The 24,982-nt window shown below is 73.1% G+C and carries 22 protein-coding genes and 1 pseudogene; 14 read left to right on the top strand and 9 right to left on the bottom strand.

The window, feature by feature from the left end; translation table 11 throughout:
- The first annotated feature begins 120 nt into the window (after positions 1–120).
- Entirely contained in the window at positions 121–1,602 is a 1,482-nt protein-coding gene (locus E6W39_RS03415; RefSeq protein WP_141632197.1) for a M1 family metallopeptidase, read from the top strand.
- A 41-nt stretch (positions 1,603–1,643) separates the two neighbouring features.
- Here E6W39_RS03415 and E6W39_RS03410 read toward each other — a convergent pair whose 3' ends face one another.
- Positions 1,644–2,078: a hypothetical protein gene (locus E6W39_RS03410; protein WP_141632196.1), complete on the bottom strand. Its 435-nt coding sequence runs from the start codon at positions 2,076–2,078 to the stop codon at positions 1,644–1,646.
- Complete coding sequence (locus tag E6W39_RS03405; protein ID WP_141632195.1) at positions 2,075–2,677, bottom strand: TetR/AcrR family transcriptional regulator; 603 nt, start codon at positions 2,675–2,677, stop codon at positions 2,075–2,077. The genes E6W39_RS03410 and E6W39_RS03405 overlap by 4 nt, the downstream gene beginning before the upstream one ends.
- 137 nt (positions 2,678–2,814) lie before the next feature.
- Here E6W39_RS03405 and E6W39_RS40905 point away from each other — a divergent pair.
- Both E6W39_RS40905 and E6W39_RS40900 read left to right on the top strand, forming a co-directional pair.
- Positions 2,815–3,084: pseudogene (locus tag E6W39_RS40905) on the top strand (alcohol dehydrogenase catalytic domain-containing protein); the annotation flags it as partial.
- Between the two features lie 160 nt (positions 3,085–3,244).
- Positions 3,245–4,069, top strand: a complete 825-nt coding sequence (locus tag E6W39_RS40900; protein ID WP_267286667.1) for a DUF2332 family protein — start codon at positions 3,245–3,247, stop codon at positions 4,067–4,069.
- Between the two features lie 25 nt (positions 4,070–4,094).
- Here E6W39_RS40900 and E6W39_RS39040 read toward each other — a convergent pair whose 3' ends face one another.
- Positions 4,095–4,676, bottom strand: a complete 582-nt coding sequence (locus E6W39_RS39040) for a hypothetical protein (protein ID WP_181799068.1) — start codon at positions 4,674–4,676, stop codon at positions 4,095–4,097.
- Positions 4,677–5,089: 413 nt separating this feature from the next.
- Here E6W39_RS39040 and E6W39_RS03390 point away from each other — a divergent pair, with 413 nt between their 5' ends.
- Complete coding sequence (locus tag E6W39_RS03390; RefSeq protein WP_141632194.1) at positions 5,090–5,827, top strand: Clp protease N-terminal domain-containing protein; 738 nt, start codon at positions 5,090–5,092, stop codon at positions 5,825–5,827.
- Positions 5,828–5,896: 69 nt separating this feature from the next.
- The gene (locus E6W39_RS03385; RefSeq protein WP_141632193.1) at positions 5,897–6,964 is read left to right on the top strand and encodes a hypothetical protein; all 1,068 of its coding nucleotides are present in this window, start codon (positions 5,897–5,899) and stop codon (positions 6,962–6,964) included.
- 68 nt (positions 6,965–7,032) lie between these two features.
- Here E6W39_RS03385 and E6W39_RS03380 read toward each other — a convergent pair whose 3' ends face one another.
- Positions 7,033–7,521, bottom strand: coding sequence for an indole-3-glycerol phosphate synthase (locus E6W39_RS03380; protein ID WP_141637513.1), 489 nt, complete (start codon positions 7,519–7,521; stop codon positions 7,033–7,035).
- A 169-nt stretch (positions 7,522–7,690) separates the two neighbouring features.
- Between E6W39_RS03380 and E6W39_RS03375 the strand changes: the two genes are divergently transcribed.
- The 7 genes from E6W39_RS03375 to E6W39_RS03345 all read left to right on the top strand — a co-directional run bounded on the left by E6W39_RS03375 (position 7,691) and on the right by E6W39_RS03345 (position 19,229).
- Positions 7,691–9,484: an acyclic terpene utilization AtuA family protein gene (locus tag E6W39_RS03375; RefSeq protein ID WP_141632192.1), complete on the top strand. Its 1,794-nt coding sequence runs from the start codon at positions 7,691–7,693 to the stop codon at positions 9,482–9,484.
- Between the two features lie 34 nt (positions 9,485–9,518).
- Positions 9,519–11,117: an acyl-CoA carboxylase subunit beta gene (locus E6W39_RS03370; RefSeq protein ID WP_141632191.1), complete on the top strand. Its 1,599-nt coding sequence runs from the start codon at positions 9,519–9,521 to the stop codon at positions 11,115–11,117.
- Positions 11,118–11,140: 23 nt separating this feature from the next.
- Entirely contained in the window at positions 11,141–13,054 is a 1,914-nt protein-coding gene (locus tag E6W39_RS03365; RefSeq protein ID WP_141632190.1) for an acetyl/propionyl/methylcrotonyl-CoA carboxylase subunit alpha, read from the top strand.
- Between the two features lie 70 nt (positions 13,055–13,124).
- Positions 13,125–14,297, top strand: coding sequence for an acyl-CoA dehydrogenase family protein (locus E6W39_RS03360; protein ID WP_141632189.1), 1,173 nt, complete (start codon positions 13,125–13,127; stop codon positions 14,295–14,297).
- Positions 14,298–14,402: 105 nt separating this feature from the next.
- Complete coding sequence (locus E6W39_RS03355) at positions 14,403–15,980, top strand: AMP-binding protein (RefSeq protein ID WP_141632188.1); 1,578 nt, start codon at positions 14,403–14,405, stop codon at positions 15,978–15,980.
- A 96-nt stretch (positions 15,981–16,076) separates the two neighbouring features.
- Entirely contained in the window at positions 16,077–16,709 is a 633-nt protein-coding gene (locus tag E6W39_RS03350; RefSeq protein ID WP_141632187.1) for a TetR/AcrR family transcriptional regulator, read from the top strand.
- 87 nt (positions 16,710–16,796) lie between these two features.
- Positions 16,797–19,229: an ATP-binding SpoIIE family protein phosphatase gene (locus E6W39_RS03345; protein ID WP_141632186.1), complete on the top strand. Its 2,433-nt coding sequence runs from the start codon at positions 16,797–16,799 to the stop codon at positions 19,227–19,229.
- A 24-nt stretch (positions 19,230–19,253) separates the two neighbouring features.
- Here the strand turns inward: E6W39_RS03345 and E6W39_RS03340 are convergent, their stop codons facing one another.
- Positions 19,254–19,646 (bottom strand): cell division protein SepF, encoded by a 393-nt coding sequence (locus E6W39_RS03340; protein ID WP_141632185.1) that lies wholly within the window; start codon positions 19,644–19,646, stop codon positions 19,254–19,256.
- A gap of 260 nt (positions 19,647–19,906) precedes the next feature.
- A complete protein-coding gene (locus E6W39_RS03335) occupies positions 19,907–20,422 on the bottom strand; it encodes a DinB family protein (RefSeq protein WP_141632184.1) in 516 nt (171 codons plus the stop codon).
- A gap of 109 nt (positions 20,423–20,531) precedes the next feature.
- Between E6W39_RS03335 and E6W39_RS03330 the strand changes: the two genes are divergently transcribed.
- Positions 20,532–21,266, top strand: coding sequence for an SDR family oxidoreductase (locus E6W39_RS03330; protein ID WP_141632183.1), 735 nt, complete (start codon positions 20,532–20,534; stop codon positions 21,264–21,266).
- A 7-nt stretch (positions 21,267–21,273) separates the two neighbouring features.
- Here E6W39_RS03330 and E6W39_RS03325 read toward each other — a convergent pair whose 3' ends face one another.
- The 3 genes from E6W39_RS03325 to E6W39_RS03315 all read right to left on the bottom strand — a co-directional run bounded on the left by E6W39_RS03325 (position 21,274) and on the right by E6W39_RS03315 (position 23,660).
- Positions 21,274–21,945 (bottom strand): TVP38/TMEM64 family protein, encoded by a 672-nt coding sequence (locus E6W39_RS03325; RefSeq protein WP_141632182.1) that lies wholly within the window; start codon positions 21,943–21,945, stop codon positions 21,274–21,276.
- A 26-nt stretch (positions 21,946–21,971) separates the two neighbouring features.
- Positions 21,972–22,337: a hypothetical protein gene (locus tag E6W39_RS03320; RefSeq protein WP_141632181.1), complete on the bottom strand. Its 366-nt coding sequence runs from the start codon at positions 22,335–22,337 to the stop codon at positions 21,972–21,974.
- A gap of 123 nt (positions 22,338–22,460) precedes the next feature.
- Entirely contained in the window at positions 22,461–23,660 is a 1,200-nt protein-coding gene (locus tag E6W39_RS03315) for an MFS transporter (RefSeq protein WP_141632180.1), read from the bottom strand.
- A 126-nt stretch (positions 23,661–23,786) separates the two neighbouring features.
- On the opposite strand from E6W39_RS03315, the gene E6W39_RS03310 reads away from it, so the two are divergent.
- On the top strand, positions 23,787–24,980 hold the full coding sequence (locus tag E6W39_RS03310; RefSeq protein WP_141632179.1) for an ROK family transcriptional regulator: 1,194 nt from the start codon (positions 23,787–23,789) through the stop codon (positions 24,978–24,980).
- Positions 24,981–24,982 lie beyond the last annotated feature (2 nt).

Genomic DNA, 24,982 nt, shown 5'->3' with positions numbered 1-24,982 from the left:
ACAAATGGCCTGTTTCTGAGCGTGAACACCTCATAAATCTCGCGTATGCGGCCTTCCATCGGGACAGGGATCTGAGGCAGCGTCAACCAGACGCTGATCCCACTGATCCGGAGGAGCCCCGTGCGCAAGAAGCTGCTCGTCTCGGCCGCCGCAGCGGCCACCCTGCTGCTGGCCGTCCCGGCCTCCGCCGCCACCCCGACGCCCGGCGCGCCCGGCGCGGGCGACCCGTACTACCCGACCTACGGGGACGGCGGCTATCGGGTGTCGCACTACGACCTGCGGCTGAAGTACCAGCCCGCCACCGACCAGTTGGAGGGCACGGCGACGCTGCTGGCCACCGCGACCCAAAACCTCTCCAGCTTCGACCTGGACTTCGCGCTGAACGTCAACTCGGTGCTGGTCAACGGCCATCCGGCGAAGTTCTCGGTGGTCGGGGTGCAGAAGCTGCAGGTCACCCCCGACGCGCCACTGGCCGACGGCAGCCAGGCGACCATCGTGGTGCAGTACTCCGGTGTGCCGTCCACGGTCTCCACCTACGGCTTCGACGCCTGGCAGCGCACCCCCGACGGCGCCGTGATCGCCGACGAGCCGGAGGCCGCCTGGTGGTGGTTCCCCAGCAACGACCACCCGTCGGACAAGGCCACCTTCGACGTCTCCGTGCTGGTCCCCGACGGAACCCAGGCGATCAGCAACGGCGTGCTCACCTCGACGAGTTCGAAGCTCGGCTGGACGCGCTACAACTGGCGCGAGAACAAGCCGCAGGCGACCTACCTGGCGACCCTGGCGATCGGCAAGTTCGACATCACCACCGGCACCAGCCCCAGCGGCATCCCGGTCATCAACGCCTACAGCCCGGACCTCGGCGACAACGAGGACGCGGCGCGCTCCAGCGTCGAGCGCACCGGGGAGCTGGTCGACTGGCTGAGCGGGTACTTCGGCCCCTACCCGTTCAGCACGGTCGGCGGCTACGTGCCCAATGTGCCCACCCACTACGCCCTGGAGACCCAGACCCGGGTGTTCTACAGCCCCCGGCAGTTCGCCAACGGGGCCAACCCCTCCGTGGTCGTCCACGAGTTGACGCACCAGTGGTACGGCGACAGCGTCTCGCTGGAGCACTGGAGCGACATCTGGCTCAACGAGGGCTTCGCCACCTACGCCCAGTGGCTCTGGTCGGAGCACGAGGACGAGGGCACCACGCAGCAACTCGCCGACTACGTCTACAGTTCGCACCCGGCCGACGACCCGTTCTGGACCGTCAAGCCCGGCGACCCGGGCGCGGCCAACCAGTTCGCCGACGCGGTCTACGACCGGGGCGCCCTGGCCATCCAGGTGCTGCGGAACACGATCGGGGACGACGCCTTCTTCAAGCTGCTCAAGGCGTGGCCCACCGAGCACCGCTACGGCAACGGGACCATCGCCGAGTTCCAGGCGCTGGCCGAGCGGATCTCCGGCAAGCAGCTCGGCGACCTGTTCCACACCTGGCTCTACACTGCCACCAAGCCGGCCCAGCCGACTGCCGGCCAGGCGCACTCGGCCACCGCCGCCGCACCGGTGGCCCAGCCCCGCTCCTGGGCGCAGATCAAGGCCGCTCAGCAGCACTGATCCCGTCTGCTCCCGTTTCGACGCGCCGGGCGGCTCCGAGTTCACCGACTCGGGGCCGCCCGGCGGCGTTCGGGCCTGCTCGGTCCGCCGTACGCCTGGTCGAAGGCCTCCCGCACCACGAGGCGACCGGCCCGGTGGAACGCCCCGGCGTGCGAGTCGACGTCATGCACGACGGTGCGGCGCACCACGACGGCCACCGCCACCACCAGGCCGCCGCCGCTCGCCGACTCGGCCAACTCGGCCAATTCCTCGCGCATTCCGGCGGCCAGGGCCGCGTGGTAGGCGGCCAGCTCGCGCGGGCCGGGATCGTTGACCACGGTGGCCTCGCGGTCGACCTCGAAGGTGAAGCCGTCCTCCCAGGGCTCGAAGTCCACCGTGACGTCCGCGAAGTCGGACGGACAGCTGAACTGGCGCACAAAGCGCGCCCGCAGGCCACGGATCGGCCGTGGCGGAAAGGTGCGCGGTTCGGTGTTCACGGCTGCCTGTCGAGCAGCCCGGTGGCCAACTCCCGCAGGGTGTCGGCGAGTCGCCGGCCATCGCCCCGCTCCAGCAGCCGCAGCACGGGGTCGCTCTGAAGTGCGCTGAGCAGCAGGTGGGCGACCAAGTCGGCGTCCAGGTCGGGGCGTTGCTCGGCGATCAGGGCGCTGAGGTGGGTGTGCCACTCCTGGTAGACCGGGTGCGCACCGCGCGGCTGGTCGTCGTGCGCGTGCGGGGTGGTGGTGACGGCGTGGCCGAGGGCGGCCAGCAGGCTCTTGTTGCGGGCGACCATGTCGACCACGGCGTCCAGGAAGGCGAGTACGCGCATCCGGGCCGGCGCGCCGGGACCCAGCGGCGGCGGCCCGGTGCGCACGGCCTCGCCCAGGTCGAGCGCCCGCTCCTGCATCAGGGCGAGCATCAGGCCCATCCGGCTGCCGAAGCGGTGGAAGACGGTCCCCTTGCCCACCCCCGCGGCGGCCGCGATCCGCTCCATCGAGACCTGCTCGGGTGGTTGGGACGCGAGCAGTTCCTCGGTCGCCCGCAGGATCGCGCGCCGGTTCCGGGTCGCGTCGGCGCGTTCGCGTCTGCCTTCCGTCATGCTCCGCCCACTCCTGTTCATGTCGTTCACGTCGTACTCCATGGACAACTGGACTGGCGGTCCAGTACGGCCCCTGATGAAAGCTGACCGTCGGTCCAGTTTATCGGCCGGTGCGTTCACCGCATCAGGGAGGCATCATGCGACGCGTTCGCTACCACCAGTACGGCGGCCCCGAGGTTCTGACCCTGGAGGAGGCCGACACCCCCGTCCCCGGCCCGGGGCAGGTACTGCTGCGCACCGAGGCGATCGGGGCCAACTTCGTCGACACCGAGTTCCGTCGGGGAGTCGGCTCCATCTTCAACCAGCCGCTGCCGGGCATCCTCACCGGCGACGTGGTCGGCACCGTCGAGGCCGTCGGCCCCGGCGTGGCAGGCGAGTTGACCGGGCAGCGGGTCGCCACGCTGGCCGAGGACGCGTTCGCCGACTACGTGGTCGCCGACGCCGCCTGGCTGGCATCCGTCCCGGACGGCGTCGACCTCGGCACGGCCACCACCCTGCCGATGGCAGCCCCGCTGGCGCTGCGGACGCTGCGCCTCGGCCGAACAATCGGACGAGCTGGCCGAGTTGTTGGCCACTCGGAACACCCAGACCAACGAGATCCGGCGGTGCTTCGCGCTGCGTCTGGGGCTGCACCGGATCGCGGCTCACTGGCCAGGGTCGCTGACGTTGCTGGAGGTCGGCACCAGCGCCGGGCTGAACCTGCACTTCGACCGCTACGCCTACCAGCTGGCACAGGCCGGTGGCGGCGCGCCTCTGACGCTCTCCACCACCGTGCGCGGCGGCGGCCCGGCGGACCAACTGCCGGGCGAGGCACCGGTGGTGGCGCATCGCATGGGTGCGGATCTGGAGCCGGTGGACCTGGCCGCCGACCCGGCTGCCGGGCCCTGGTTGGAGGCGTTCATCTGGCCCGAGCAGGTCCGCGAGTTGGCCACCTTGCGGGCGGCGATCGAGCTGGCGCGGCGCGAACCGTACCCGCTGGTCCGCGCCGACGCCGTGCGGGACACCGCGCGGCTGATCGCCGAAATGCCGGGCGAGCAGCCGGTCGTGGTCTTCACCGCCTCGCTGCTGAGCTATCTCGACGCGGCGGCCCGGGAGCGGTTCACCGCCCAGTTGTCGCCGGCGGCCCGCGCCCGCAAGGTGGCGTGGCTGTTCACCGAGGCCCCGGGCCTGGTCGTGCGCACCGATGTCGCTGCCGCCGCGCTGGCCGGGCCGCTGCGCGACACCGGCGAGGTGTACGCGGTCGGGATCAGCCTGCGCGGCGCGGCCGAGCGGCGGGACGAGGTGCTGGCCCTGGCCGATCCGTACCTCGAGTGGATCGCGCCGGCCCACGGCGAGGCGGACGACTTCTCCTGGGCGGCTACCGTGGGCTTGTCCCAGCCAGTGGGCAAGTGACGGTAACCGCCCAGGAGTTGGCCGATCAGGCGCTGGGGCTGTCGGTCGCTCCCGCCGAGGGAGAGCCGGACGGACGGGCCGGCAGCAGCGGGGCGCACGTCTTGTAGGCGGCGGCGGTGTTGGGATCGGCGGTGTTGAGGGCCCGCAGGCCGCCGCTGGTCGGCAGCGTCACGCCGTGGTCCTTGAGGCAGCTGCTGAAGGCCTGCATCGCCGAGCTGTTGGGGCCGCCGCCGTTGCCGCGCCCGCCACCGCCGCCCTGCGGGCGCAGCGAGGCGCAGGCCTGCATCGCGGCCTGCCGGGCCGGGTCGGGCGAGCCGCCGCCACCCCAGGGTCCGCCGCCGCCGTTGCCACCGCCGTTGCCGCCGCCGCCCGGGGCGCCGCTCGGGTGGCCGCTGGGACGGCCGGTGGGCAGCGTCACGCCGTGGTCCTTCAGGCAGGCCATGTACGCGGCACGCCCAGCCGCACCGCTACCGGAGGCGCTGGCGGACGGCGAGATCGAGGCCGACGCCGCGTTGGTGTTGGAGCTGCTGGAGGAGCAGCCGGTGAGCAGCAGGCCGGCGGCGAGCAGTGCGGCGGCCCCGACGGTGCGGATGGTGGTCCGGGACAAGGCCGGTGCCTCCTGGTCTTCGATGAGCGGGTTCGGATTGCGCTTGGTGTGGTGCTCCTATGCAGCGCCTCGGCACAGCGCTGCAGTGGTGCAGACGAATTGGCGCAGAAGCTTCGGTGCCGCTGATGCAGCGGGCGGTAGCGCCGGCGACGTCACCGACTGTTGCGCACCGTCGTTGGGAAACCCTGGGTCCGGCTGGGAGTTCCCGCCGTGGAGCTGGCAGCTCGACGGCCGCGGCTGTCCGATATGTGGCGATCCGCCGAAGTATCGCCCGGAGTGGGTCGCAGCCGACTCCCAGCTACTTCCGAGTGCGGCAAAAGGCGGGCAGTGCCTCATGGGGTTATATCGCCATACCCCCGCTGCGGGGTACAACTCTGGCATCGGTCCCAACGAGGCCTTCGGAGGCATCAGCCATGCCCAAGATCAACGTGTACCTGCCCGATGAGCTCGCCGACGCCGTCCGGGCGACTGGCCTGTCGGTCTCGCCGATCTGCCAGCGCGCCCTGGAGCACGCAGTCCGCCAGGCGAACGCGATCCAGGCGGCCGTCACCCAGGACCTGGACGGTGGCGAGCCCGCGCTGGCCCGGTTCACCGACCGGGCCCGCAGCGCGGTGCGCCTCGCCATCGAGCAGGCCCGCGAGGCGGGGGAGCCGAACGTCTCCACCGCCCGCCTGCTCGCCGGCCTGCTCGCCGAGGGCGGCAACCTGGCGCTCCAGGTGCTCGGCGCGCTGGAGATCGCCCCCGAGCAGCTCACCGCGGCGCTGGCAGGTGCCCCGTCCGCCGAGCCGGAACAGGGCCCGGACAGCGCGCTGCGGTTCAGCGGCCCGGCCGCCCGGGCGCTGGAGCTCACCGTGGCCGAGGTCGGCATGCTCGGCCACAACTACGTGGGGTGCGAGCACCTGCTGCTCGGCCTGGTCGCCGAGCCCGGCGGCGCCGGCGGCGAGGTGTTGCGGGCGGCCGGCGCCGAGCCCAAGCTGACCCGCCGCGCGGTGGCCGCCGCCCTGGTCGGCTACAACTACCTGCGCGCCAGCCAGGGCACCACGCCCCCCTCCGCCGGCCAGCTCACCTCGCTGCTCCAGCAGCAGCTGCAGCAGCAACTCCAGCCGCTGGTCGCGCGGATCGAGAGCCTGGAAGCCCGGCTGGGCGACTGAGCCGACCGATAAGGCTGTTGGCCCCGCTCCCGGTCGACTGGAACAATCCAGCCAGCCGGGGGAGGGGTCATGGGGGAGATGTTCGCTTGTGCGGGATGCGACTGCCCGCTGACCGTCCCGCTGTCGCAGGTCGCGCTCCCGGTGCTGGCTCACCAGTCGTACGGCCGCGAGCGGTGGCTCCCGCCGCTGATGGCGGCCGGGACGTATGCCGTGGACCCGGAGCCATGGGGGCCGCCCGGGCGGCCGTGGAGCGAACTCGGAGAGGGCGAGGCGGTGGCCCGGGGGCTGTTCGCGCCGGTCGCCTTCCCGTCGGCAGGGGCGTGGGGAACGTTCGTGATGGCCCCCGGTGACGCCTGCAACACGGTGCTGACCCCGGAGTCGAGCCGTTCCGCGTGCTGCGGGGTCGACGGCGGGGAGGGGCCCAACCTGCGATGCGCGAGCTGCGGTGCGCCGGTCGGGACCCGCATCGATGACTGCGACCGCTGGCAGGAGGTGCGGCTGGCACGGGAGGCGGTGCGCCGCATCCCGGTTGACGGCCACGCCGACCGGGCGCTCGACTGGGCAGCGTTGCTCCAGGAGACGAACGGCACCCCGCCGATCGCACCCGGCGGATTCTGGGACTCCCGCTGGGAGGCGACGGCCGGGGAGGCCTTGGCCCACCTGGTGGCAGCCTCGGGAGGCGAAGCCGTGGCCGTCCCTGACGGCCTGATCGCGGAGATGTTCCGGCGACCGCTCGGCAGACTCCTTCCGGGGCCGCCGCCCGCGAAGACGCTGGCCTTGGCCGGCCCGGGTCTGCCGGTCCGGGATCCGGCCCCCGACCTGCTACTGGTGCCGCGACACCCGCAGACGGGGGAGGTGTGGCAGCCGCCCGGTGCCGCAGCCGCCGTGCCGCTCTCCGCCGACGTGTGGATTCACCTGGCCTTCCACAACGACCGGTTGCTGATCCCAGCGACCGGCCGACTGCCCGAGCTCGTACTCCGCGACGAGCCGCTGCCACTGCGTCCCCGGCAGCTGTTCGAGCCGGACTCCGGCGTGTTCCTGCACACCCTGGCCCGGCTCCCCGCCGTCCGTGCCCCCTGGCTTCGCCGGATCTACGACCGCGTGAGCGGCTCAGGCCCGTACCCGGGCCGGCTCTAGGCGCGGCGACTGCGAGCGCCGATTCGGCGACAGTCACCCAGCAGCGTGACGATCCGCCCTGCGCCGGATCAGTCCGCCTGCGCCGCCCCCTCCTCGTCGGCGTGGGCGTAGAGCTTCAGAACCGGAACACCCACCTTGTGGCGGGCCCGGCTCGCCCAGTCCCGGTGGAAGAACTCCTCCACCAGGTGCGGGGCCACCAGCACGATCACCTCATCGGCATGCGTCTGATCGACCACCGACCGCAGCAGGTCCAGCGGATGGTCATCGACGACCTGGCCAACGGCCGCACAGCCCGCCGCCCGCAGCGCCCTGAGTGAGTGCTCCAACGCCACCGCGGCAGGCTTCAGGGCTGCCTCGCCCTCGGGCTCATCGCGCTCGTGCACCGCCTCGTCGAGCTCGCCGAGCGCGACATCGTCGATCGCGCGAAGAAGCCGGTCCTCCTTGCCGCGTGGCTGCATCAGGACGACGAAGGACATGTCGTCGTCGTGCAGGGTGGTGACGAAGTCGACGTCTGTCGCGGACAGCGGCTGCTCGACCATCAGGACGCTCGTGAACACCGTGGGCCTTCCCCTCGACGCATCCCCGACGGATGCGGACAGCGCGTAACGATATCGCCACGGCACGCTCCTCAGAGTGGCAAAAACAAGCATGCGTGATTGCTTTTTTCGTCATCTTGACCCACCATCATGTGCGTCCCGTGTGCCGCGCCAGAGAGGCTGCCCACGCATGCCCAACCCCGCATCCGCGTCCACCGTCACGCCGCTGAGGATCGGCAACGCCTCCGGCTTCTACGGGGACCGGTTCGCCGCCTTCCGGGAGATGCTCACCGGGGGGCCGCTGGATGTGCTCACCGGGGACTACCTGGCCGAGCTCACCATGCTGATCCTGGCTCGGGAGCGGCTCAAGGACCCCGAACTCGGCTACGCCAAGGGGTTTCTGCGCCAGTTGGAGGAGTGCCTCAGGTTGGCGCACGACCGGGGCGTGCGGATCGTGGTCAACGCCGGGGGGCTCAACCCCGCGCGTCTCGCCCTGAAGATCGGTGAACTGGCGCAGCGTCAGGGCCTCGACCTCAAGGTGGGACACGTCACCGGTGACGATCTGCTGCCCAGGGCCGCCGAGTTCGCCGATCCGGCCGGACTGCTCGCCGCCAACGCCTATCTGGGTGCCTTCGGCATCGCCGACTGCCTGACCGCCGGCGCCGACCTGGTGGTGACCGGCCGGGTCACCGACGCCGCCCTGGTGGTCGGCCCGGCAGCGGCGCACTTCGGTTGGAGCCGCACCGACTTCGACGCGCTGGCCGGCGCCGTGGTGGCCGGCCATGTGCTGGAGTGCGGTGCCCAGGCCACCGGCGGCAACTACGCCTTCTTCACCGAGCACGACACCCGCCACCCCGGCTTTCCGCTCGCCGAACTGCACGCCGACGGCAGCAGCGTGATCACCAAGCATCCGGGCACCGGCGGCGCGGTCACCGTGGGCACGGTCACCGCCCAACTGCTGTACGAGACCGGCGGTCCCCGCTACCTGGGCCCGGACGTCACCGCACGGCTGGACACCGTCCGGCTGGAGCAGCAGGGCCCGGACCGGGTGCGGATCAGCGCAGTGCGCGGCGAGGCCCCGCCGGCCACCCTCAAGGTGGGCCTCAACCGGCTCGGCGGCTGGCGCAACGAGGTGGTGTTCGTCCTCACCGGCCTGGACATCGAGGCCAAGGCCGCGCTGATCCGCGACCAGTTGGACCCGGTGCTGGCGGACGGGCCGGCCGAGGTCCGTTGGACGCTGGCCCGCACCGACCAGCCGGACGCCGCGACCGAGCAGCAGGCCAGCGCACTCCTGCAACTGACGGTGCGGGACGCCGACCAGGCCAAGGTCGGCCGCGCGGTGAGCTCGGCCGCCGTGGAGCTCGGCCTGGCCGGCTACCCGGGGTTCCATCTCACGGCGCCACCCGGGCCCGGCGCGCCGTACGGGGTGTTCAGCAGCGCCTTCGTGGCGCAGGACGAGGTGCCGCACTGGGCGGTGCGCTCGGACGGCACACGCCAGGCCGTCGCCCCCGCGCCGGTCACCCTCGAACCCTCGCCCGAGGCCGCCGAACGTGAGGTCACCGAACCCGAGGCTGCCGAACCCAAGGCCGCCGAACCCAAGGTCGCAGCACCCGAGGCCGCCGAACCCGAGACCTCCGCACCGCCCACCGGCCCGACCCGCCGCGCCCCGCTCGGCCTGATCGCCGGCGCCCGCAGCGGCGACAAGGGCGGCGACGCCAACCTCGGCGTCTGGGTCCGCAGTGACGCCGCCTGGCCCTGGCTGGCCGCCACCCTGACGGTGGACCGGCTTCGCCAACTGCTGCCGGAGACCGCCGAACTGACCATCACCCGCCATCTGCTGCCCAACCTGAGGGCCGTGAACTTCGTGATCGAGGGACTGCTGGGCGAGGGAGTCGCCGCCCAGGCCCGGTTCGATCCGCAGGCCAAGGCCCTGGGGGAGTGGCTGCGCTCCCGTCACGTCGAGATCCCGGAGAGCCTGCTGTGACCCGACCGGCGCCCACCGAAGGGCTGGTGACCGCATGACCGTGCTGGCCAGCCGGCTCGACCCGACGGGGGCGGACTACCACGCCCACCGCACCGCGATGCTCGCCAAACTCGCCGACCTGGACGCCGAACACGCCAAGGCGCTGGTCGGCGGCGGCCCCAAGTACGTCGAACGCCACCACAAGCGCGGCAAGTTGCTGGCCCGGGAGCGGATCGAGCTGCTGCTCGACGAGGACTCGCCGTTCCTGGAGCTCTCGCCGCTGGCAGCCTGGGGGAGTGAATTCCCGGTCGGCGCCGGCCTGGTGACCGGCATCGGCACGGTGGCCGGCACCGAGTGCCTGATCACCGCCAACGACCCGACGGTGCGCGGCGGTGCCAGCAATCCGTGGACGCTGCGCAAGTCGCTGCGGGCCAACGAGATCGCGATGCGCAACCGGCTGCCGGTGATCAGCCTGGTGGAGTCCGGCGGGGCCGATCTGCCCAGCCAGAAGGAGATCTTCATCCCGGGCGGGGCACTCTTCCGTGACCTCACCCGGCTCTCCGCAGCCGGGATCCCCACCATCGCGGTGGTGTTCGGCAACTCCACCGCCGGCGGCGCCTATGTGCCGGGCATGTCCGACCACACCGTGCTGGTCAAGGAGCGGGCCAAGGTCTTCCTGGGCGGTCCGCCGCTGGTGAAGATGGCCACCGGCGAGGAGAGCGACGACGAGTCGCTGGGCGGCGCCGAGATGCACGCCCGAGTCTCGGGCCTGGCCGACTACTTCGCGGTGGACGAGCCCGACGCGATCCGCCAGGCCCGCCGGATCGTGCACCGCTTGCACTGGCGCAAGGCCGGGCCCGGCCTCGACCCGGCCGCCGCCCCGCCGCGCTACGACGAGGAGGAACTGCTCGGCATCGTCCCCGGTGACCTCAAGGTGCCCTTCGATCCGCGCGAGGTGATCGCCAGGATCGTGGACGACTCGGACTTCGACGAGTTCAAGCCGCGGTACGGCAGCAGCCTGGCCACCGGCTGGGCCACCATGTTCGGCTACCCGGTGGGCATCCTGGCCAACGCGCAGGGCGTGCTGTTCAGCGAGGAGTCGCAGAAGGCCACGCAGTTCATCCAGTTGGCCAACCAGCGGGACATCCCGCTGGTCTTCCTGCACAACACCACCGGCTACATGGTCGGCAAGGAGTACGAGCAGGGCGGCATCATCAAGCACGGCGCGATGATGATCAACGCGGTCTCCAACAGCACCGTCCCGCATCTGTCGGTGCTGATCGGCGCCTCCTACGGGGCCGGGCACTACGGCATGTGCGGGCGGGCCTATGAGCCGCGCTTCCTGTTCGCCTGGCCCAGCGCCAAGTCGGCGGTGATGGGACCGCAGCAACTCGCGGGCGTGCTCTCGATCGTGGCCCGCCAGTCGGCCGCCGCCAAGGGCCGGCCGTACGACGAGGAGGCGGACGCGGCGATCCGCGCGGCGGTGGAGCAGCAGATCGAGGCCGAGTCGCTGCCCGCCTTCCTCTCCGGTCGCCTCTACGACGACGGGGTGATCGACCCGCGCGACACCCGCACCGTGCTGGGCCTGTGCCTCTCCGCCATCCACAGCGCCCCCGTCCAAGGGGCGCGCGGCTACGGCGTTTTCCGAATGTGACCGATATGAGGGACCGTCAGATCATGATCTCCAGCCTGCTGGTCGCCAATCGGGGCGAGATCGCCCGGCGGATCTTCCGCACCTGCCGCGACCTCGGAATCGCCACCGTGGCGGTGTACTCCGACCCGGATGCCGACGCCCCGCACGTCCGCGAGGCCGACAGCGCCGTCCGATTGCCCGGGGCCGCGCCCGGCGACACCTACCTCCGGGCCGACCTGCTGGTGGCGGCGGCGCTCGCGGCCGGCGCCGACGCCGTCCACCCCGGCTATGGATTCCTCTCCGAGGACCCGGCGTTCGCCCGCGCCGTCCAGGCGGCCGGCCTGACCTGGATCGGGCCCAGTGCCGAGGCGATCGCCGCGATGGGCTCCAAGACCGCCGCCAAGCGGCTGATGGCGGCAGCCGGCGTGGCGGTGCTGGAACCCGTCGACCCGGCCGCCGCCACCGAGGCGGACCTGCCGCTGCTGGTCAAGGCGGCCGCCGGCGGCGGCGGTCGCGGCATGCGGATCGTCAACCAACTGGGCGACCTGACCGACCAGTTGACGATGGCACAGGCCGAGGCCGCGGCAGCCTTCGGGAGCGGCGAGGTCTTCCTGGAGCCCTATCTGCCGACCGGCCGCCATGTCGAGGTGCAACTGCTCGCCGACACCCACGGCACCGTCTGGGCGCTCGGCGAGCGCGACTGCTCGCTGCAGCGGCGGCACCAGAAGGTGATCGAGGAGACCCCGGCCCCCGGTCTGGACGCCGAGCTGCGCGCCGAGTTGGCCGAGGCAGCCACCGCCGCCGCCCGAGCGATCGGCTACACCGGTGCCGGGACCGCCGAGTTCCTGCTGGCCCCCGACGGCCGGTTCTTCTTCCTGGAGATGAACACCCGACTCCAAGTCGAGCACCCGGTCACCGAGGCGGTCACCGGAGTCGACCTGGTCGCCCTGCAACTCGCCGTCGCCGAAGGCGAGCCACTGCCCGAGCGGGCCCCCGAGCCGCACGGCCACGCCATCGAGGCCCGCCTCTACGCCGAGGACCCGGCCGCCGGCTGGCAGCCGCAGAGCGGCACCCTGCACCGCTTCGACCTGCCGGCCGGCGACGGGCTGCGGGTGGACTCCGGTGTGGTGGACGGCAGTACGGTGTCCATCCACTACGACCCGATGCTGGCGAAGGTGATCGCCTGGGCCCCGACCCGGGCCGCCGCCGCCCGCAAGCTGTCCGGCGCACTGGCCCGGGCCCGGATCCACGGCCTGGGCACCAACCGTGACCTGCTGGTCCGGGCGCTTCGCCATCCCGCCTTCATAGCCGGGCGAGTGGACACCGCCTTCCTCGCCGAGCACGCGGCCGACCTGCTGCCCGCCACCGACAAGGGCGCCCTGCCACTGGCCGCGCTCGCCGCCGCTCTGGCCGACGCCGCCGGCCGCCGCGGCGCACTGCCCGGCGGCTGGCGCAATCTGCCCTCGCAGCCCCAGGTCAAGCGCTACCGCACAGCAGAAGGCGAGGAGTTGACGGTCCGCTACCGCATCACCCGAGCCGGCCTCCAGGCCGAGGACCACCCCGGCGTGCGGCTGCTGGCGGCCGCGCCGGACCGGGTGGTGCTGGAGCTGGACGGGATCAGCCGCACCATCGAGGTGGCCGTCCACGGCACCGAGGTGCACCTGGACACCCCGGGCCGGTCGCTGGTGCTGACCGCGCTGCCGCGCTTCTCGGAGCCGGTCGACCAGCAGCTGCCCGGCGCCCTGCTGGCCCCGATGCCGGGGACGGTGATCCGCCTCGGCGCAGCCGTGGGCGAGCAGGTGACGGCCGGTCAGCCGCTGCTCTGGCTGGAGGCGATGAAGATGGAGCACCAGGTCGTGGCACCGGTCGACGGCCTGCTCACCGAACTGCGCGCCGCCCGCGGCCAGCAGGTCGAACCCGGCGCCCTGCTGGCCGTGGTGGCCCCCGCCGAGTCGTAACCACCGCCGCCGAGCCCGAGTTGGACCAGTTGAGCCACCACGAACCGCTGACCGAACAGGAGTCCCCGTGATGACCAGCACCGAGAGCCCGCTGATCGAAACCCCCGAACGGATCGCGCTGCGCAAGGCGGTCGGCGATCTGGGCCGCCGCTTCGGCGCGAGCTACTTCCAGGCCAAGGCCCGCGCCGGCGAGCAGACCGACGAACTCTGGCGCGAGGCCGGCAAGCTGGGCTTCCTCGGCGTCAACCTGCCCGAGGAGTACGGCGGCGGTGGCGCCGGCGTCTACGAACTGTCGATCGTGCTGGAGGAGTTGGGCACCGTCGGCTGCCCGCTGCTGATGCTGGTGGTCACCCCGGCGATCTGCGGCACCATCATCGCCCGGTTCGGCACCGAGGAGCAGAAGCGCTCCTGGCTGCCCTCGCTGGCCGACGGCAGCCGCCGGATGGCCTTCGCCATCACCGAGCCGGACGCCGGCTCCAACTCGCACCGGCTCAGCACCGTGGCCAAGCGGGACGGCGAGGACTGGGTGCTGAACGGCCGCAAGGTCTTCATCTCCGGCCTCGACGGCGCCGACGCGGTGCTGGTGGTCGGCCGCACCGCGGACGCGCGCACCGGCAAGCTCAAGCCGGCCCTGTTCATCACGCCGCTGGACACCCCCGGCTTCGAGTACCGGCCGATCCCGATGGAACTCGTCTCGCCCGAGCGCCAGTTCCAGGTCTTCCTGGACGATGTCCGGCTGCCCGCCGACGCGCTGGTGGGCGACGAGAACGCCGGCCTGCTGCAGCTGTTCGCCGGGCTCAACCCGGAGCGCATCATGACCGCCGCGTTCTCCCTCGGCGTGGCCCGGCAGGCGCTCAACACCGCCGTGGAGTACGCCAAGACCCGTACCGTCTGGAACGCCCCGATCGGCTCCCACCAGGGCCTGGCCCACCCGCTCGCCCAGTGCCACATCGAGGTCGAGCTGGCCCGGCTGATGATGCGCAAGGCCGCCCACCTCTATGACGCGGGCGACGACCTGGCCGCCGGGGAGGCCGCCAACATGGCCAAGTACGCCTCCGGCGAGGCCGCCACCCGGTCCGTCGACCAGGCCGTGCAGACCCTGGGCGGCAACGGGCTGACCCAGGAGTACGGTCTGGCCGCCCTGCTGAGCGCCACTCGGGTCGGCCGGGTGGCCCCGGTCAGCCGTGAGATGATCCTCAACTACGTTGCCCAGCACTCCCTCGGGCTGCCCCGGTCCTACTGAGAGTGAAGGCGCGTGTGGGCGCCGGGCACCGGGGTAGCAGCACCTTCGGCAGCCGGCGCCACCGCGGTGCGCGTCAGATCCGGACACCCAGTAGCAGGAGTGGCGATGGCTTTTCGCAGCGAGTTCCCCGATGTCCCCCTGGTCGAACTGCCACTCCATGAGGCGGTACTGGGCGGCGCCAGCCGGTTCGGTGAGGCACCCGCGCTGATCGACGGCGTCACCGGTGAGAGCCTGAGCTACGCCCAACTGGCCGACGCCGTCGAGCGGGTGGCCGCCGGACTGGCCGCGGCCGGGGTGGCGGCGGGGGACGTCGTGGCGCTGCACAGCCCCAACTCGATCGCCTACCCGGTCGCGGTCTACGCCGTCAGCCGGGCCGGCGCCGTGCTCACCACCGTCTCCTCACTCGCCACCCCGGGCGAGTTGGCCGACCAGCTGCGGGACAGCCGCGCCCAGTGGATCATCACGGCCGAGGTGCTGCTGCCGGTCTCACTGGCCGCCACCGCAGACGGCGGCCCGAAGGTGCGCGAGGTCCTCCTGCTCGACCTGGCCGCCGGCGCACCCGGGGCCGGCCACCGCACCCTCGGCGACCTGCCCGCCACCACCCCGGCCCCGGTGCCGGCCATCGCCCCGGCCACCGACCTGGCCGCGCTGCCCTACTCCAGCGGCACCACCGGCCTGCCCAAGGGGGTGATGCTCACTCACCAGTCGATCGCCACCAACCTGAGCCAGGTGGACGCAGTGCGCCCGGTCCGCCCCGGCGAGCGGATGCTCGCCGTCCTGCCGTACTTCCACATCTACGGCCTGACGATGCTGATGCACCGCCCGCTGCGGGCCGGCGGCACCGTGATCGTGCTGCCCCGGTTCGACTTGGAGCAGTTCCTGACCGTGATCCAGCAGTACCAGGTGGAGGGCCTACTGGTGGCGCCGCCGGTGGTGCTGGCGCTGGCCAAGCACCCGATGGTGGACCGGTTCGACCTCTCCTCGCTGCGCTACGTGCTCAGCGCCGCCGCCCCGCTGGACGCCGAGCTGGCCGCCGTCGCCGCGGCCCGGCTGAAGCTCCCGGCCATCCAGCAGGGCTACGGCATGACCGAGCTGTCACCCGCCAGCCATGTCGACCTGCTCGACGACCCGAACCGGGCGCCCGGCGGGGTCGGCAAGCTGATCGCCGGCACCGAGCTGCGGGTGATCAGCACCGACGGCCTGGAGACCGACGCCGGCGTCGGGGTGTCCGGCGAGATCCTGATCCGCGGACCGCAGGTGATGAAGGGTTACCTCGGCCGCCCCACCGACACCTCCGCGATGATCGACGCGGACGGCTGGCTGCACACCGGCGACATCGGCTACCAGGACGAGAACGGCTATCTGCATGTCATCGATCGGGTGAAGGAGCTGATCAAGTACAAGGGCTACCAGGTCGCCCCGGCCGAGCTTGAGGCCCTGCTGCTGACCCACCCGCAGATCGTGGACGCCGCCGTGGTCGGCGTCACCGACGCGGAGGGCACCGAGCGCCCCAAGGCCTTCGTGGTGCGGGCGGCGGGCAGCAGCCTCACCGAGACGGAGGTGATCGCCTACGTGGCCGACCGGGTCGCCCCGTACAAGAAGGTCCGTTTCGTCGACTTCCTGAGCGCGGTGCCCAAGTCCGCCAGTGGCAAGATCCTCCGCCGTGAGCTGCGTGGGCGCTAGCCGCCCCAAGGCGCACCCCGGCCGCCGTCTGCGAAGATGCGGTGGCCGGGCCCCGTCACCCGTGCCGCCGTTGGACCACCGAAGGACCGCACCGTCATGAGCACCGCCGCCCGCACCCCCCAGCAGGACCGCAGCCGCGCCACCCGCCAGCGGCTCCTGGAGGCCGCCGTCGACTGCCTGGCCGAGCTCGGCTGGAACGGCAGCACGGTCACCGTGGTGGCCGAACGCGCCGGTGTCACCCGCGGTGCCGCCCAGCACCACTTCCCGACCCGGGAGGACCTCTTCACCGCCGCCGTCGAACACGTGGCGGCCGAGCGGCTGGCCGCCCTGCGCGCCGACACCGGGGAGCTGCCGCCGCTCGGTCCGGCCCGCACCGAGGCGGTGGTGGAGTTGATCATCCGCCTCTACACCGGCCCGCTGTTCCGGGCCGCCCTGCACCTGTGGGTGGCCGCCGCCACCGAGGAGCCGCTGCGGGCCCGGATCATCGCCCTGGAGAACCGGGTCGGCCGCGAGTCCCACCGGGCCGCCCTGGAGTTCCTCGGCCTCGACGAGGGCACCCCGGGCGTCCGCGAGACCGTGCAGGCCACCCTCGACCTGGCCCGCGGCCTGGGCCTGGCCAACCTGCTCACCGACGACACCCAGCGCCGGTCCGGGGTGGTCAGGCAGTGGTCGGCGATGCTCCAGGCAGCCGTGGACGGCGCGGCCGCCGTACCGGTGGAGCAGAACTGACCCGAGGTCACCACCGGTCGCCGCCGCGCCCATCACCAGGCAACCTGGAAGCGAGCCGACCGAAGCCGAGCCGCCGGGTGGTTGCCGATGGACACACCAGCACCGCACATCGACCCCGCCCGCCTGAACGGCCACCGCCTGGTCCCGCTCGCCACCGCCCTGCTCGACGCCGACGGCGTGGTGCTGCACTGGAGTGAGGACGCCGAACGGCTGCTCGGCTGGTCGGCGGACGAGATCGTCGGGCAGCGTGCGGCTCCGCTGCTCACCACCGAGCAGCAGCGCGGCGCGGCGATGGGTCTCTACGAGCGGGTGCTCGGCGGCCGCCGCTGGTCCGGGGTCTTCCCGGTCCGGCACAAGGACGGCCATGAAGTCCGGCTGGAGCTGCGCACCTACGGCATCAGCGGCCCGGGCGGCCGCCCGCTGGTGCTGGCCACCGGCACCGACGTGCAAGCCGTCCAGCAGGTCGAGGCCAACCTCGCCGTGCTGGACGGCTTCTTCACCCAGTCCCCGATCGGCCTGGCCGTCTACGACACCGAGTTGCGCTTCGTCCGGCTCAACGAAGCGCTCGCCCGGTTCAACGGCCTGCCGGTCGCCGACCACCTCGGCCACCGGATCAACGTCGTACTGCCCGGCATCAACGCCACCGAGGTCGAGGCCGTGATGCGCCACGTGCTGCTCACCGGTGAGCCGGTGCTGGACGCCCGCTCGCACGGCCGCACCCCGGGAGACCCCGGCCACGACCACGCCTGGTCGGCCTCCTACTTCCGGCTCGCCGACCCGGCCGGGCGGGTGCTCGGCGTCAGCTCCTCGATCATCGACGTCACCGAGCGGTTCCAGGCCGAGGCCCGCGCCGCCCGCGCCCAGGAGCGGCTCACCCTGCTGGCCCAGGCCAACGCCCGGATCGGCACCACGCTGGACATGCAGCGGACCGCCGAGGAGCTGATCGCCGCAGTCGTGCCGCGGTTCGCCGACTTCGCCACCGTCGACCTGCTCGACCCGATCCTGCAGGGCGAGGAACCCGGCGTGCTGGCGCCCGACCAGGGCGTGCTGCTGCGCGCGGTGGCGGCCGGCGAGGCGTACGAGGACGCGCTCACCCAAGCCGCCGACGCCATCGGCGAGACCACCGCCTACGAATCCAGCCGGGTGTACACCAAGAGCCTGCGCAGCGGCCGCACGCTCTACGTCCCCCACATGGACGAGGCCAAGCTGCGGACCATCGCGGCCCGCCAGGAGCGGGTCGAACCCGCGCTCGCCGCCGGCCTGCACTCCTACCTGCTGGTCCCGCTGCTGGCCCGCGGCATGGTGCTGGGCGGCGCCGAGTTCATCCGCGCCCGCAACCCGGTGCCGTTCGGCGAGGCCGATGTGGCGCTGGCCGAGGAGCTGGTCGCCCGCACCGCCGTCAGCATCGACAACGCCCGGCTCTACCGGCGGGAGCGGGACACCGCGCTCACCCTGCAGCGCAGCCTGCTGCCGCAGGAGATCCACCGCACCCTCGGCCTGGAGATCGCCTACCGCTACCTGCCGAGCAGCGTGGTCAGCGAGGTCGGCGGTGACTGGTTCGACGTGGTGCCGCTCTCCTGCGGGCGGGTCGCGCTGGTGGTCGGCGACGTGATGGGCCACGGCATCCGGGCCGCCGCCACCATGGGCCAGCTGCGCACCGTCGCCCGCACCCTGGCCACCCTGGACATGCCGCCGGCCCAGGTGCTGGCCCGGCTGGACGAGACCGCCAACGGGATCGGCGAGGGCCAGTTCGCCACCTGCGTCTGCGCGGTCTACGACCCGGTGGACCGCAGCTGCACGGTGGCCAGCGCCGGGCACCTGCCGCCGGTGGTGATGGGCCCCTCGGGCGAGGCCCGGGTGCTGGAGACCCCGCCCGGGGTGCCGCTCGGGGTCGGCGGCGCAGTCTTCGAGAACACCGAGTTCGGCCTGCCCGAGGGCGGCATCCTGGCCCTCTACACCGACGGCCTGGTGGAACGCCGAGGCGCCGACATCGACGAGGGCATCGACCAGCTGTGCGCCACCCTGGCCGCGCGCGGCCGCACGCTGGAGGCGCACAGCGACGCGGTCATCTCCGCCCTGGTCCGCGACGGCAGCGAGGACGACGTAGCGATGATCATGGCCCGGGCGCTGCCGGTGCCCCGGGACCGGATCGCCACCCTGCCGCTGACCGGCGAGGGCCCGATCCCGGCCGCGGCCCGCCGGTTCACCCGTGGCGCGCTGACGGCCTGGGGCCTGACCCCGCTGGCCGACTTCGCCGAGCTGCTGGTCAGCGAGCTGGTCACCAACGCCCTGGTGCACGGCGGCGAGCCGCTGCGGCTGCGGCTCTTCCGGGACCGCACGCTCACCCTGGAGGTCGGCGACACCGGGCGCCAGCAGCCCCGGCTGCGCCCGGCCGGCTCGGAGGACGAGGGCGGGCGGGGGATGTACCTGGTGAACGAGCTGGCCCACCGCTGGGGCAGCCGGCCGACCAAGGACGGCAAGGTGGTCTGGGCGGAGCTGGAGCTGCCGCTCGGCAGCTGAGCCCCGCGCCCAGGGCAGCCCCGGTCAGCTCTGGTTGTAGAACCCGCTCTCGTCCAGCGGCCGGTCGATCACCATCACCTCGACCTCCGGCGGGGTGAGCAGGAAGACCCGGCGGGCGATCCGCTCGATCCCGCCCTGGGTGCCGAAGACCAGCCCGGAGGCGAAGTCGACCATCCGCTTGGCCTCGGCGTCGTCCATCTCGGTCACGTCCATCACCACGGGGGTGCCGGACCGAACGTGCTCACCGACGGTGCGGGCCGACTCGAACCCGGTCGGCTTCACGGAGACGATCCGCGCCGGGTTGGGCAGCGCCGGAATGGTGTCGGCGGTGCCCCAGTCGTCCTCGTACACCGCAGCCGGGTAGCTACCGGACGGCATCAGCCACCCGTTGTGGTGCTCGTCGCGAAGTGCTCCCATGCCGCGCCTCCCTGTCCTGATCCCCGGTCGGTTCCGTGTGCGGTGCGACCAGCTGACGCGTCATCCACCCGTCGGAACTGTCCGAGTATCGCACTGATCACCGCATTGGCGCCCGCCCTGGCGCGCCGTCGAACTCGTGGTGCATGCCGATGGCATACACCGCTCTTACTGAGTGCGGACGCCGCAGGTCGGTGGAGGGTTCCCGGGTCCGGCCGAACATCACCCGAATGCCACGGATGTCAACCGGAATTGACGTCAGGTCACTCCCCGGTGACGCCGTCCACCGCCTCCCGCAGCAGGTCCGCGTGCCCGTTGTGGCGGGCGTACTCCTCGATCATGTGCACCTGGATCCAGCGCAACGTCACATCCCCGTTGCGGCGCTGCTTCCGGCCCACCGTGTCCAGCGGGAGCCCGGCCACCGCCTGCTCCGCCAGCTCGATCTGCCGCCGCCAGGTGGCGAAGGCCTCGTCGGGATCGGCGGTGTCCACGTCGTTGAAGTCGCCGTCCCGGTCCGCCTCGCAGTACAGCGAGATGTCGTCCCCACCGAGCAGCACCACCTGGTACCAGTAGTGCTCCACCTCTGCGAGGTGCCGCAGCAGACCGAGCAGGGTCAACGAGGACGGCGCCACCGAACGCTTCCTCAGCTGTTCCGCCGTCAGACCGGCGCACTTGACGGCCAGGGTCTTGCGGTGGAAGTCCAGCCAGGCGGCGAGCATCCCAGCCTCGTCGGCGGCGTTCGGGGGATCCAGGCGCTCCATGCTGCTGCTCTCGGTCATGCTGCCATCCTGACCCACCCGGTCCGCTCGGGGCGACCGATTTCCGCTGGATAGCCTCGATGCGAACCAAATACCCTCGACGCGAACCAACGACAACCGAGGAGCACCAATGTCACGACCCGTCACCCTGGTCACCGGCGGCAGCCGCGGTATCGGCGCGGCCCTCTGCCTGCGCCTCGCCGCCGACGGCCACGACCTCGCGATCGGCTACCGGCAGGACGAGGAGGCTGCCGAGAAGGTCGCCGCACAGGCCCGCGCCGCCGGGGCCACGGCCGTCGCGCTGCGCCTGGACACCGCCGTCGAGGCCGATGTCGAGCGGTTCTTCGACCAGGCAGCCGAGCAGCTCGGCCCGGCCACCGGACTGGTCAACAATGCCGCCATCACCAGCCTGAGCGGCCCGCTCGCCGACCTGCGCACCGACGACCTGCGCCGAGTGGTGGACGTCAACCTGGTCGGCTACCTGCTGTGCGCCCGCCGCGCCGCCCGGGACTTCGGCGCCGGCGGGGCCATAGTGAACGTCTCCTCGGCCGCCGCCACCCTCGGCAGCCCCGGCGAGTACGTGCACTACGCCGCCACCAAGGCCGCCGTCGACGCGCTCACCATCGGGCTCGCCAAGGAACTCGGCCCCGCCGGCGTCCGGGTCAACGCCGTGGCCCCCGGCACCACCGACACCGAGTTCCACGCACTCGGCGGCGAACCCGGCCGGGCCGCCCGGGTCGCGCCCGCCGTGCCGCTGCGCCGGCCCGGCCGCCCCGAGGAGATCGCCGCCGCCATCGCCTGGCTGCTCTCCCCGGACGCCTCCTACACCACGGGCGCGATCCTGCGTGTGGCGGGCGGGCTCTGAGGCGGCTTCAGGCCGCAGCGGCCCGGCGGCGGCTGCGCCGGTCGCGCCAGAGGACGGCCAGGCTGAGCGCGCCCAGCACCAGGATCACCGCCGTCGACAGCAGGAAGGCCGGCGAACCGGGCGTCCCCGCCGAGGCACCCGCCACCGCGTAGGCGGCGGTGGCGGGCAGCACCCCGAGCGCCGTCCCCGCCAGGTACGGGCCGAGCCGCACCCCGCACACCGCCGCGCCCAGGTTGACCGCCTGGAACGGCACCCCCGGCACCAGCCGCAGCACCAGCACGGTGCGGAACCCCTGCTCGGTGAGCTGCCGGTCCAGCGCGCCCAGTGCCCGGCCGCGCAGCAGCGGGCGCAGCGCCCGCTGTCCCAGGCCGCGCCCCAGCCCGAAGGCGATCGCCGCTCCCAGCGTGGTGCCCAGCACCGCCACCGGCGCACCCCAGCGGGCCCCGAACAGCACTCCGGCCGCCACGCTGAGCGCGGGCTTGGGCAGGAACGCCAGCGTGCCGAGCGCGAACAGCAGCACGAAGGCCGGGGCCCGCCAGAGCGTGGGCACCGCGCCGATCACCGTGCGCGGATCCCAGAACGCCGCCGACCCGGCCGCGGCTGCCAGGATCAGCACCAGCAGCACGGGCCGGGTCCAGCGGGAGCGGAGCAGACGGCTCGGCGGGGCGGAATCAGGCACCCGCCGAGCCTCTCACAACCGTGGGGCTACTTGTGCTCGTGGACGGGGTGGCAGTCGCGGCCTTCGACGTGGAACGGCAGCTCGGCGAAGCCGGACAGCTCATCGTGGCGGGCCTCGCACAGCACGACGAAATCGGTGTGCTTGTGCCGGATCTTGAAGTCCCCGAACACGGGCCCGTGCTTGGGGAGCTCGCCGCGGGCGACCTCGCAGCCGCCGAAGCCGTCCCAGCGGCCTTCGGGGCCCGTGTCGGCCCTGAGGTTGTCGCAGGCGTATTCGCGGACGTGCCGGTCGTGGTCCGTGGCGTCCGCGGAGGCCATGGCGGCGGGCGCGGCCAGTGCGATGGCGGTGGCGGCCACCAGCAGGGCGCGGGCGGTTCGTCGGGTGATGCTCATGAGGGGTTCAGTGCCTCTCTGTACTTCGGGGGGCGCCGGGGGAATCCGGCGGGCTCACCGTCCCCGGCTCGATCCGCGGTAATGCCCTATGACTCGAACGCCACTCGAACGGCTGTGCCCGCCTCAGACCCCCGCCCGCTCCTGGGCCTGGGCCTGGCCGGCGCCGCCCGCCGCCCCCGCGCCCGATCGCAGTGCTCCCGCCGCCAGGACCAGCATCGCCACCAGCGCCGTCACCAGCGCGAACGAGACCCGCAGCGAACTGCCCTGCGCCACGCTGCCCACGATCGCCGGCGCCACCAGCCCGGAGGTGTAGGTGACCGTGGCCACCCCGGCGATCGCCTGGCTCGGGTTGGGCCCGGCGTGGCCGGCCGCTGCGAAGGCGAGCGGGACCACGACGGCGATGCCGATGCCGATCAGCGCGAACCCCGGGATCGCCACCGCCGGGCCGGTCGCGGCCACCACCAGCACCCCGCCGGCCGCGGCCACCGCGCCGCCGGCCCGCACCGCGCGCACCGGTCCGAGCCGTCGCACCACCGCGTCGCCGGCCAGCCGGGCGACGGCCATGGTGCAGGCGAACGCGGTGTAGGCCATCGCCGCCATGCCCGGCGCCGCATGGGTGACATCGCGCAGGTAGACGCCCGACCAGTCCATCCCGGCTCCCTCGGCGAACACCGCGCAGAACCCGACCAGTCCGATCACCACCGCCGAGCGCGGCGGCAGCGAGAACCGCGGCGGCGCCTCGGCCTCCGGCTCCGGCCGCACGTCCAGCACCCGGGTGCAGGCCAGCTGCCCGATCGCCAGCAGCACCACGGCGGCCGGCAGCAGGTGCGGGCGCGGCCCCAGGTGCTGACGGGCCGCCAGCGCCCCGCCGGCGGCGGCGACCAGTCCGCCGAAGCTCCACATGCCGTGCAGCCCGGACATGATCGCCCGGCCCATCCGGCTCTCCACCTCGACCCCGATGGCGTTCATGGTGACGTCGGCCATTCCGGCGGCCGCGCCGTAGGCCGCCAGGGCCAGGCAGAGCGACGGGAGCCCCGGCGCCACCGCGGGCGGGATCAGCGCCAGGCACCAGAGCGCCAGCAGCAGCCGCAGCGCCGCCTTGGAACCGAGCCGGTGCGTGATCCGGCCGGCCAGCGGCATCGCCAGCGAGGCGCCGAGCGCGGGCATCACCAGCGCCAGGCCGAGCTGACCGGCCGACAGGTGATCCGCGCCCTGCAGCGCCGGGATCCGGCTGGCGAAGGTGCCCGCCACCGCGCCGTGGACGGCGAAGACGGCGGCGATGCCCACCCTGGCTCGGCGCAGCGGGCGTGGGCTGGATGGCATGGCTGGGTCCCTCCCGTTGAGGTGCTCTCGATGAAACGTTGACGGGCCCCGGTGAGCCGGTGGCGGAGTTGCGAGTAAATTATCAGGAAGGGACCCTGATAGATAGATCTGGAAGGATGCGATGCCATGACCACCGCGCGCACGGCCACCCCGAGCACCGCCCGTGCGATCAACGACCGGCTGGCCCTGGACCTGCTCCTGACCCATGGGTCACTCACCGCCACCGAGTTGCGCACGCTCACCGGTCTCTCCCGGCCCACCGTCGCCGATCTACTGGAACGCCTGCAACACGGCGGCCTGGTCGGCATCGTCGGCGAGCGCGGCGAGCAGCGCCGCGGACCCAATGCCCGGGTCTACGGCCTGCGCGCCGACCGGGCCCACCTGGCCGGCGTCGACGTCCGCACGGTCGGCGTCACCCTCACCGTCGCGGACCTCACCGGCCGCACCCTCGCCACCGCCGCGCTCCCGGTCGACCCCGCGGGACCGCCGCCCGGCTTCGCCCGGCAGGTGCTGCGGACCCTGCTCGACACCGCCCGGCAGGCCGGCGCCCGCGAGCTGCACACCGTGGCCGTCGGCGCCCCCGGCCTGGTCGACCCGGCCACCGGGCAGCTCCGCTCCACCAGCCAACTCCCGCAGTGGCACGCCGAGTTGGTCGACGAGCTGCGCGCCGGCCTGACCGGCGAGGTGATCCTGGAGAACGAGGTCAACCTGGCCGGCATCGCCGAACACCGCCTCGGCGCCGCCACCGACCGGGACACCTTCGTGCTGTTCTGGCTCGGACACGGCACCGGCGCCGCCGTGGTCCTCGACGGCAGGCTGCGCCGCGGCTCCTCCGGGGGCACCGGCGAGATCGGGTTCCTCCCGGTGCCCGGCACCGGCGGCCTGCCCGACCGCTCCACCTGCGACGGCGGCTTCCACAGCCTGGCCGGCAGCGCGGCGGTGTGCGGGCTGGCCCGCCGCCACGGCCTGCCCGTCCCGGGCGGCGGTGCGGACGACGCGCCCGCCGCCGAGGCCGCGATGCTGGCCGCGCTGGCGGCCGGCCCCGCCGGGGAGCCGTTCCTGGACGAGCTGGCCGAGCGGGTGGCGATCGGCGCGGCGGCGGTGTGCGTGATCCTCGATCCGGGGTGCGTGGTGCTCGGCGGCGAAACCGGGCGGGCCGGCGGCGCGGCGCTCGCGGGCCGGGTGGCCGCCCGGCTGGCCGTGCTCTCCCCGTTCCGCACCGAGGTCCGCGCGGGCACGGCAGGCGGCGGCGCGATTCTCAGCGGCGCCGTGCTGACGGCCTGCGACGCCGTGCAGCGCGATCTCTTCGGCGGGCTCTGACC

Origin of the sequence: Kitasatospora acidiphila (assembly GCF_006636205.1) — a bacterium.
Lineage (GTDB): Bacteria > Actinomycetota > Actinomycetes > Streptomycetales > Streptomycetaceae > Kitasatospora > Kitasatospora acidiphila.
This window is presented reverse-complemented; position numbering and strand designations above follow the sequence as displayed.

What these genes read in the sequence shown, in the direction of transcription:
- E6W39_RS03360 (WP_141632189.1), top strand. Translation starts at nt 13,125, where the DNA reads ATGACCAGCACCGAGAGCCCGCTGATCGAAACCCCCGAACGGATCGCG.
- E6W39_RS03370 (WP_141632191.1), top strand. Translation starts at nt 9,519, where the DNA reads ATGACCGTGCTGGCCAGCCGGCTCGACCCGACGGGGGCGGACTACCAC.
- E6W39_RS03390 (WP_141632194.1), top strand. Translation starts at nt 5,090, where the DNA reads ATGCCCAAGATCAACGTGTACCTGCCCGATGAGCTCGCCGACGCCGTC.
- E6W39_RS03335 (WP_141632184.1), bottom strand. Translation starts at nt 20,422, where the DNA reads ATGACCGAGAGCAGCAGCATGGAGCGCCTGGATCCCCCGAACGCCGCC.
- E6W39_RS03350 (WP_141632187.1), top strand. Translation starts at nt 16,077, where the DNA reads ATGAGCACCGCCGCCCGCACCCCCCAGCAGGACCGCAGCCGCGCCACC.
- E6W39_RS03340 (WP_141632185.1), bottom strand. Translation starts at nt 19,646, where the DNA reads ATGGGAGCACTTCGCGACGAGCACCACAACGGGTGGCTGATGCCGTCC.
- E6W39_RS03345 (WP_141632186.1), top strand. Translation starts at nt 16,797, where the DNA reads ATGGACACACCAGCACCGCACATCGACCCCGCCCGCCTGAACGGCCAC.
- E6W39_RS03405 (WP_141632195.1), bottom strand. Translation starts at nt 2,677, where the DNA reads ATGACGGAAGGCAGACGCGAACGCGCCGACGCGACCCGGAACCGGCGC.
- E6W39_RS03320 (WP_141632181.1), bottom strand. Translation starts at nt 22,337, where the DNA reads ATGAGCATCACCCGACGAACCGCCCGCGCCCTGCTGGTGGCCGCCACC.
- E6W39_RS03310 (WP_141632179.1), top strand. Translation starts at nt 23,787, where the DNA reads ATGACCACCGCGCGCACGGCCACCCCGAGCACCGCCCGTGCGATCAAC.
- E6W39_RS03315 (WP_141632180.1), bottom strand. Translation starts at nt 23,660, where the DNA reads ATGCCATCCAGCCCACGCCCGCTGCGCCGAGCCAGGGTGGGCATCGCC.
- E6W39_RS03365 (WP_141632190.1), top strand. Translation starts at nt 11,141, where the DNA reads ATGATCTCCAGCCTGCTGGTCGCCAATCGGGGCGAGATCGCCCGGCGG.
- E6W39_RS03355 (WP_141632188.1), top strand. Translation starts at nt 14,403, where the DNA reads ATGGCTTTTCGCAGCGAGTTCCCCGATGTCCCCCTGGTCGAACTGCCA.
- E6W39_RS03330 (WP_141632183.1), top strand. Translation starts at nt 20,532, where the DNA reads ATGTCACGACCCGTCACCCTGGTCACCGGCGGCAGCCGCGGTATCGGC.
- E6W39_RS03375 (WP_141632192.1), top strand. Translation starts at nt 7,691, where the DNA reads ATGCCCAACCCCGCATCCGCGTCCACCGTCACGCCGCTGAGGATCGGC.
- E6W39_RS03385 (WP_141632193.1), top strand. Translation starts at nt 5,897, where the DNA reads ATGGGGGAGATGTTCGCTTGTGCGGGATGCGACTGCCCGCTGACCGTC.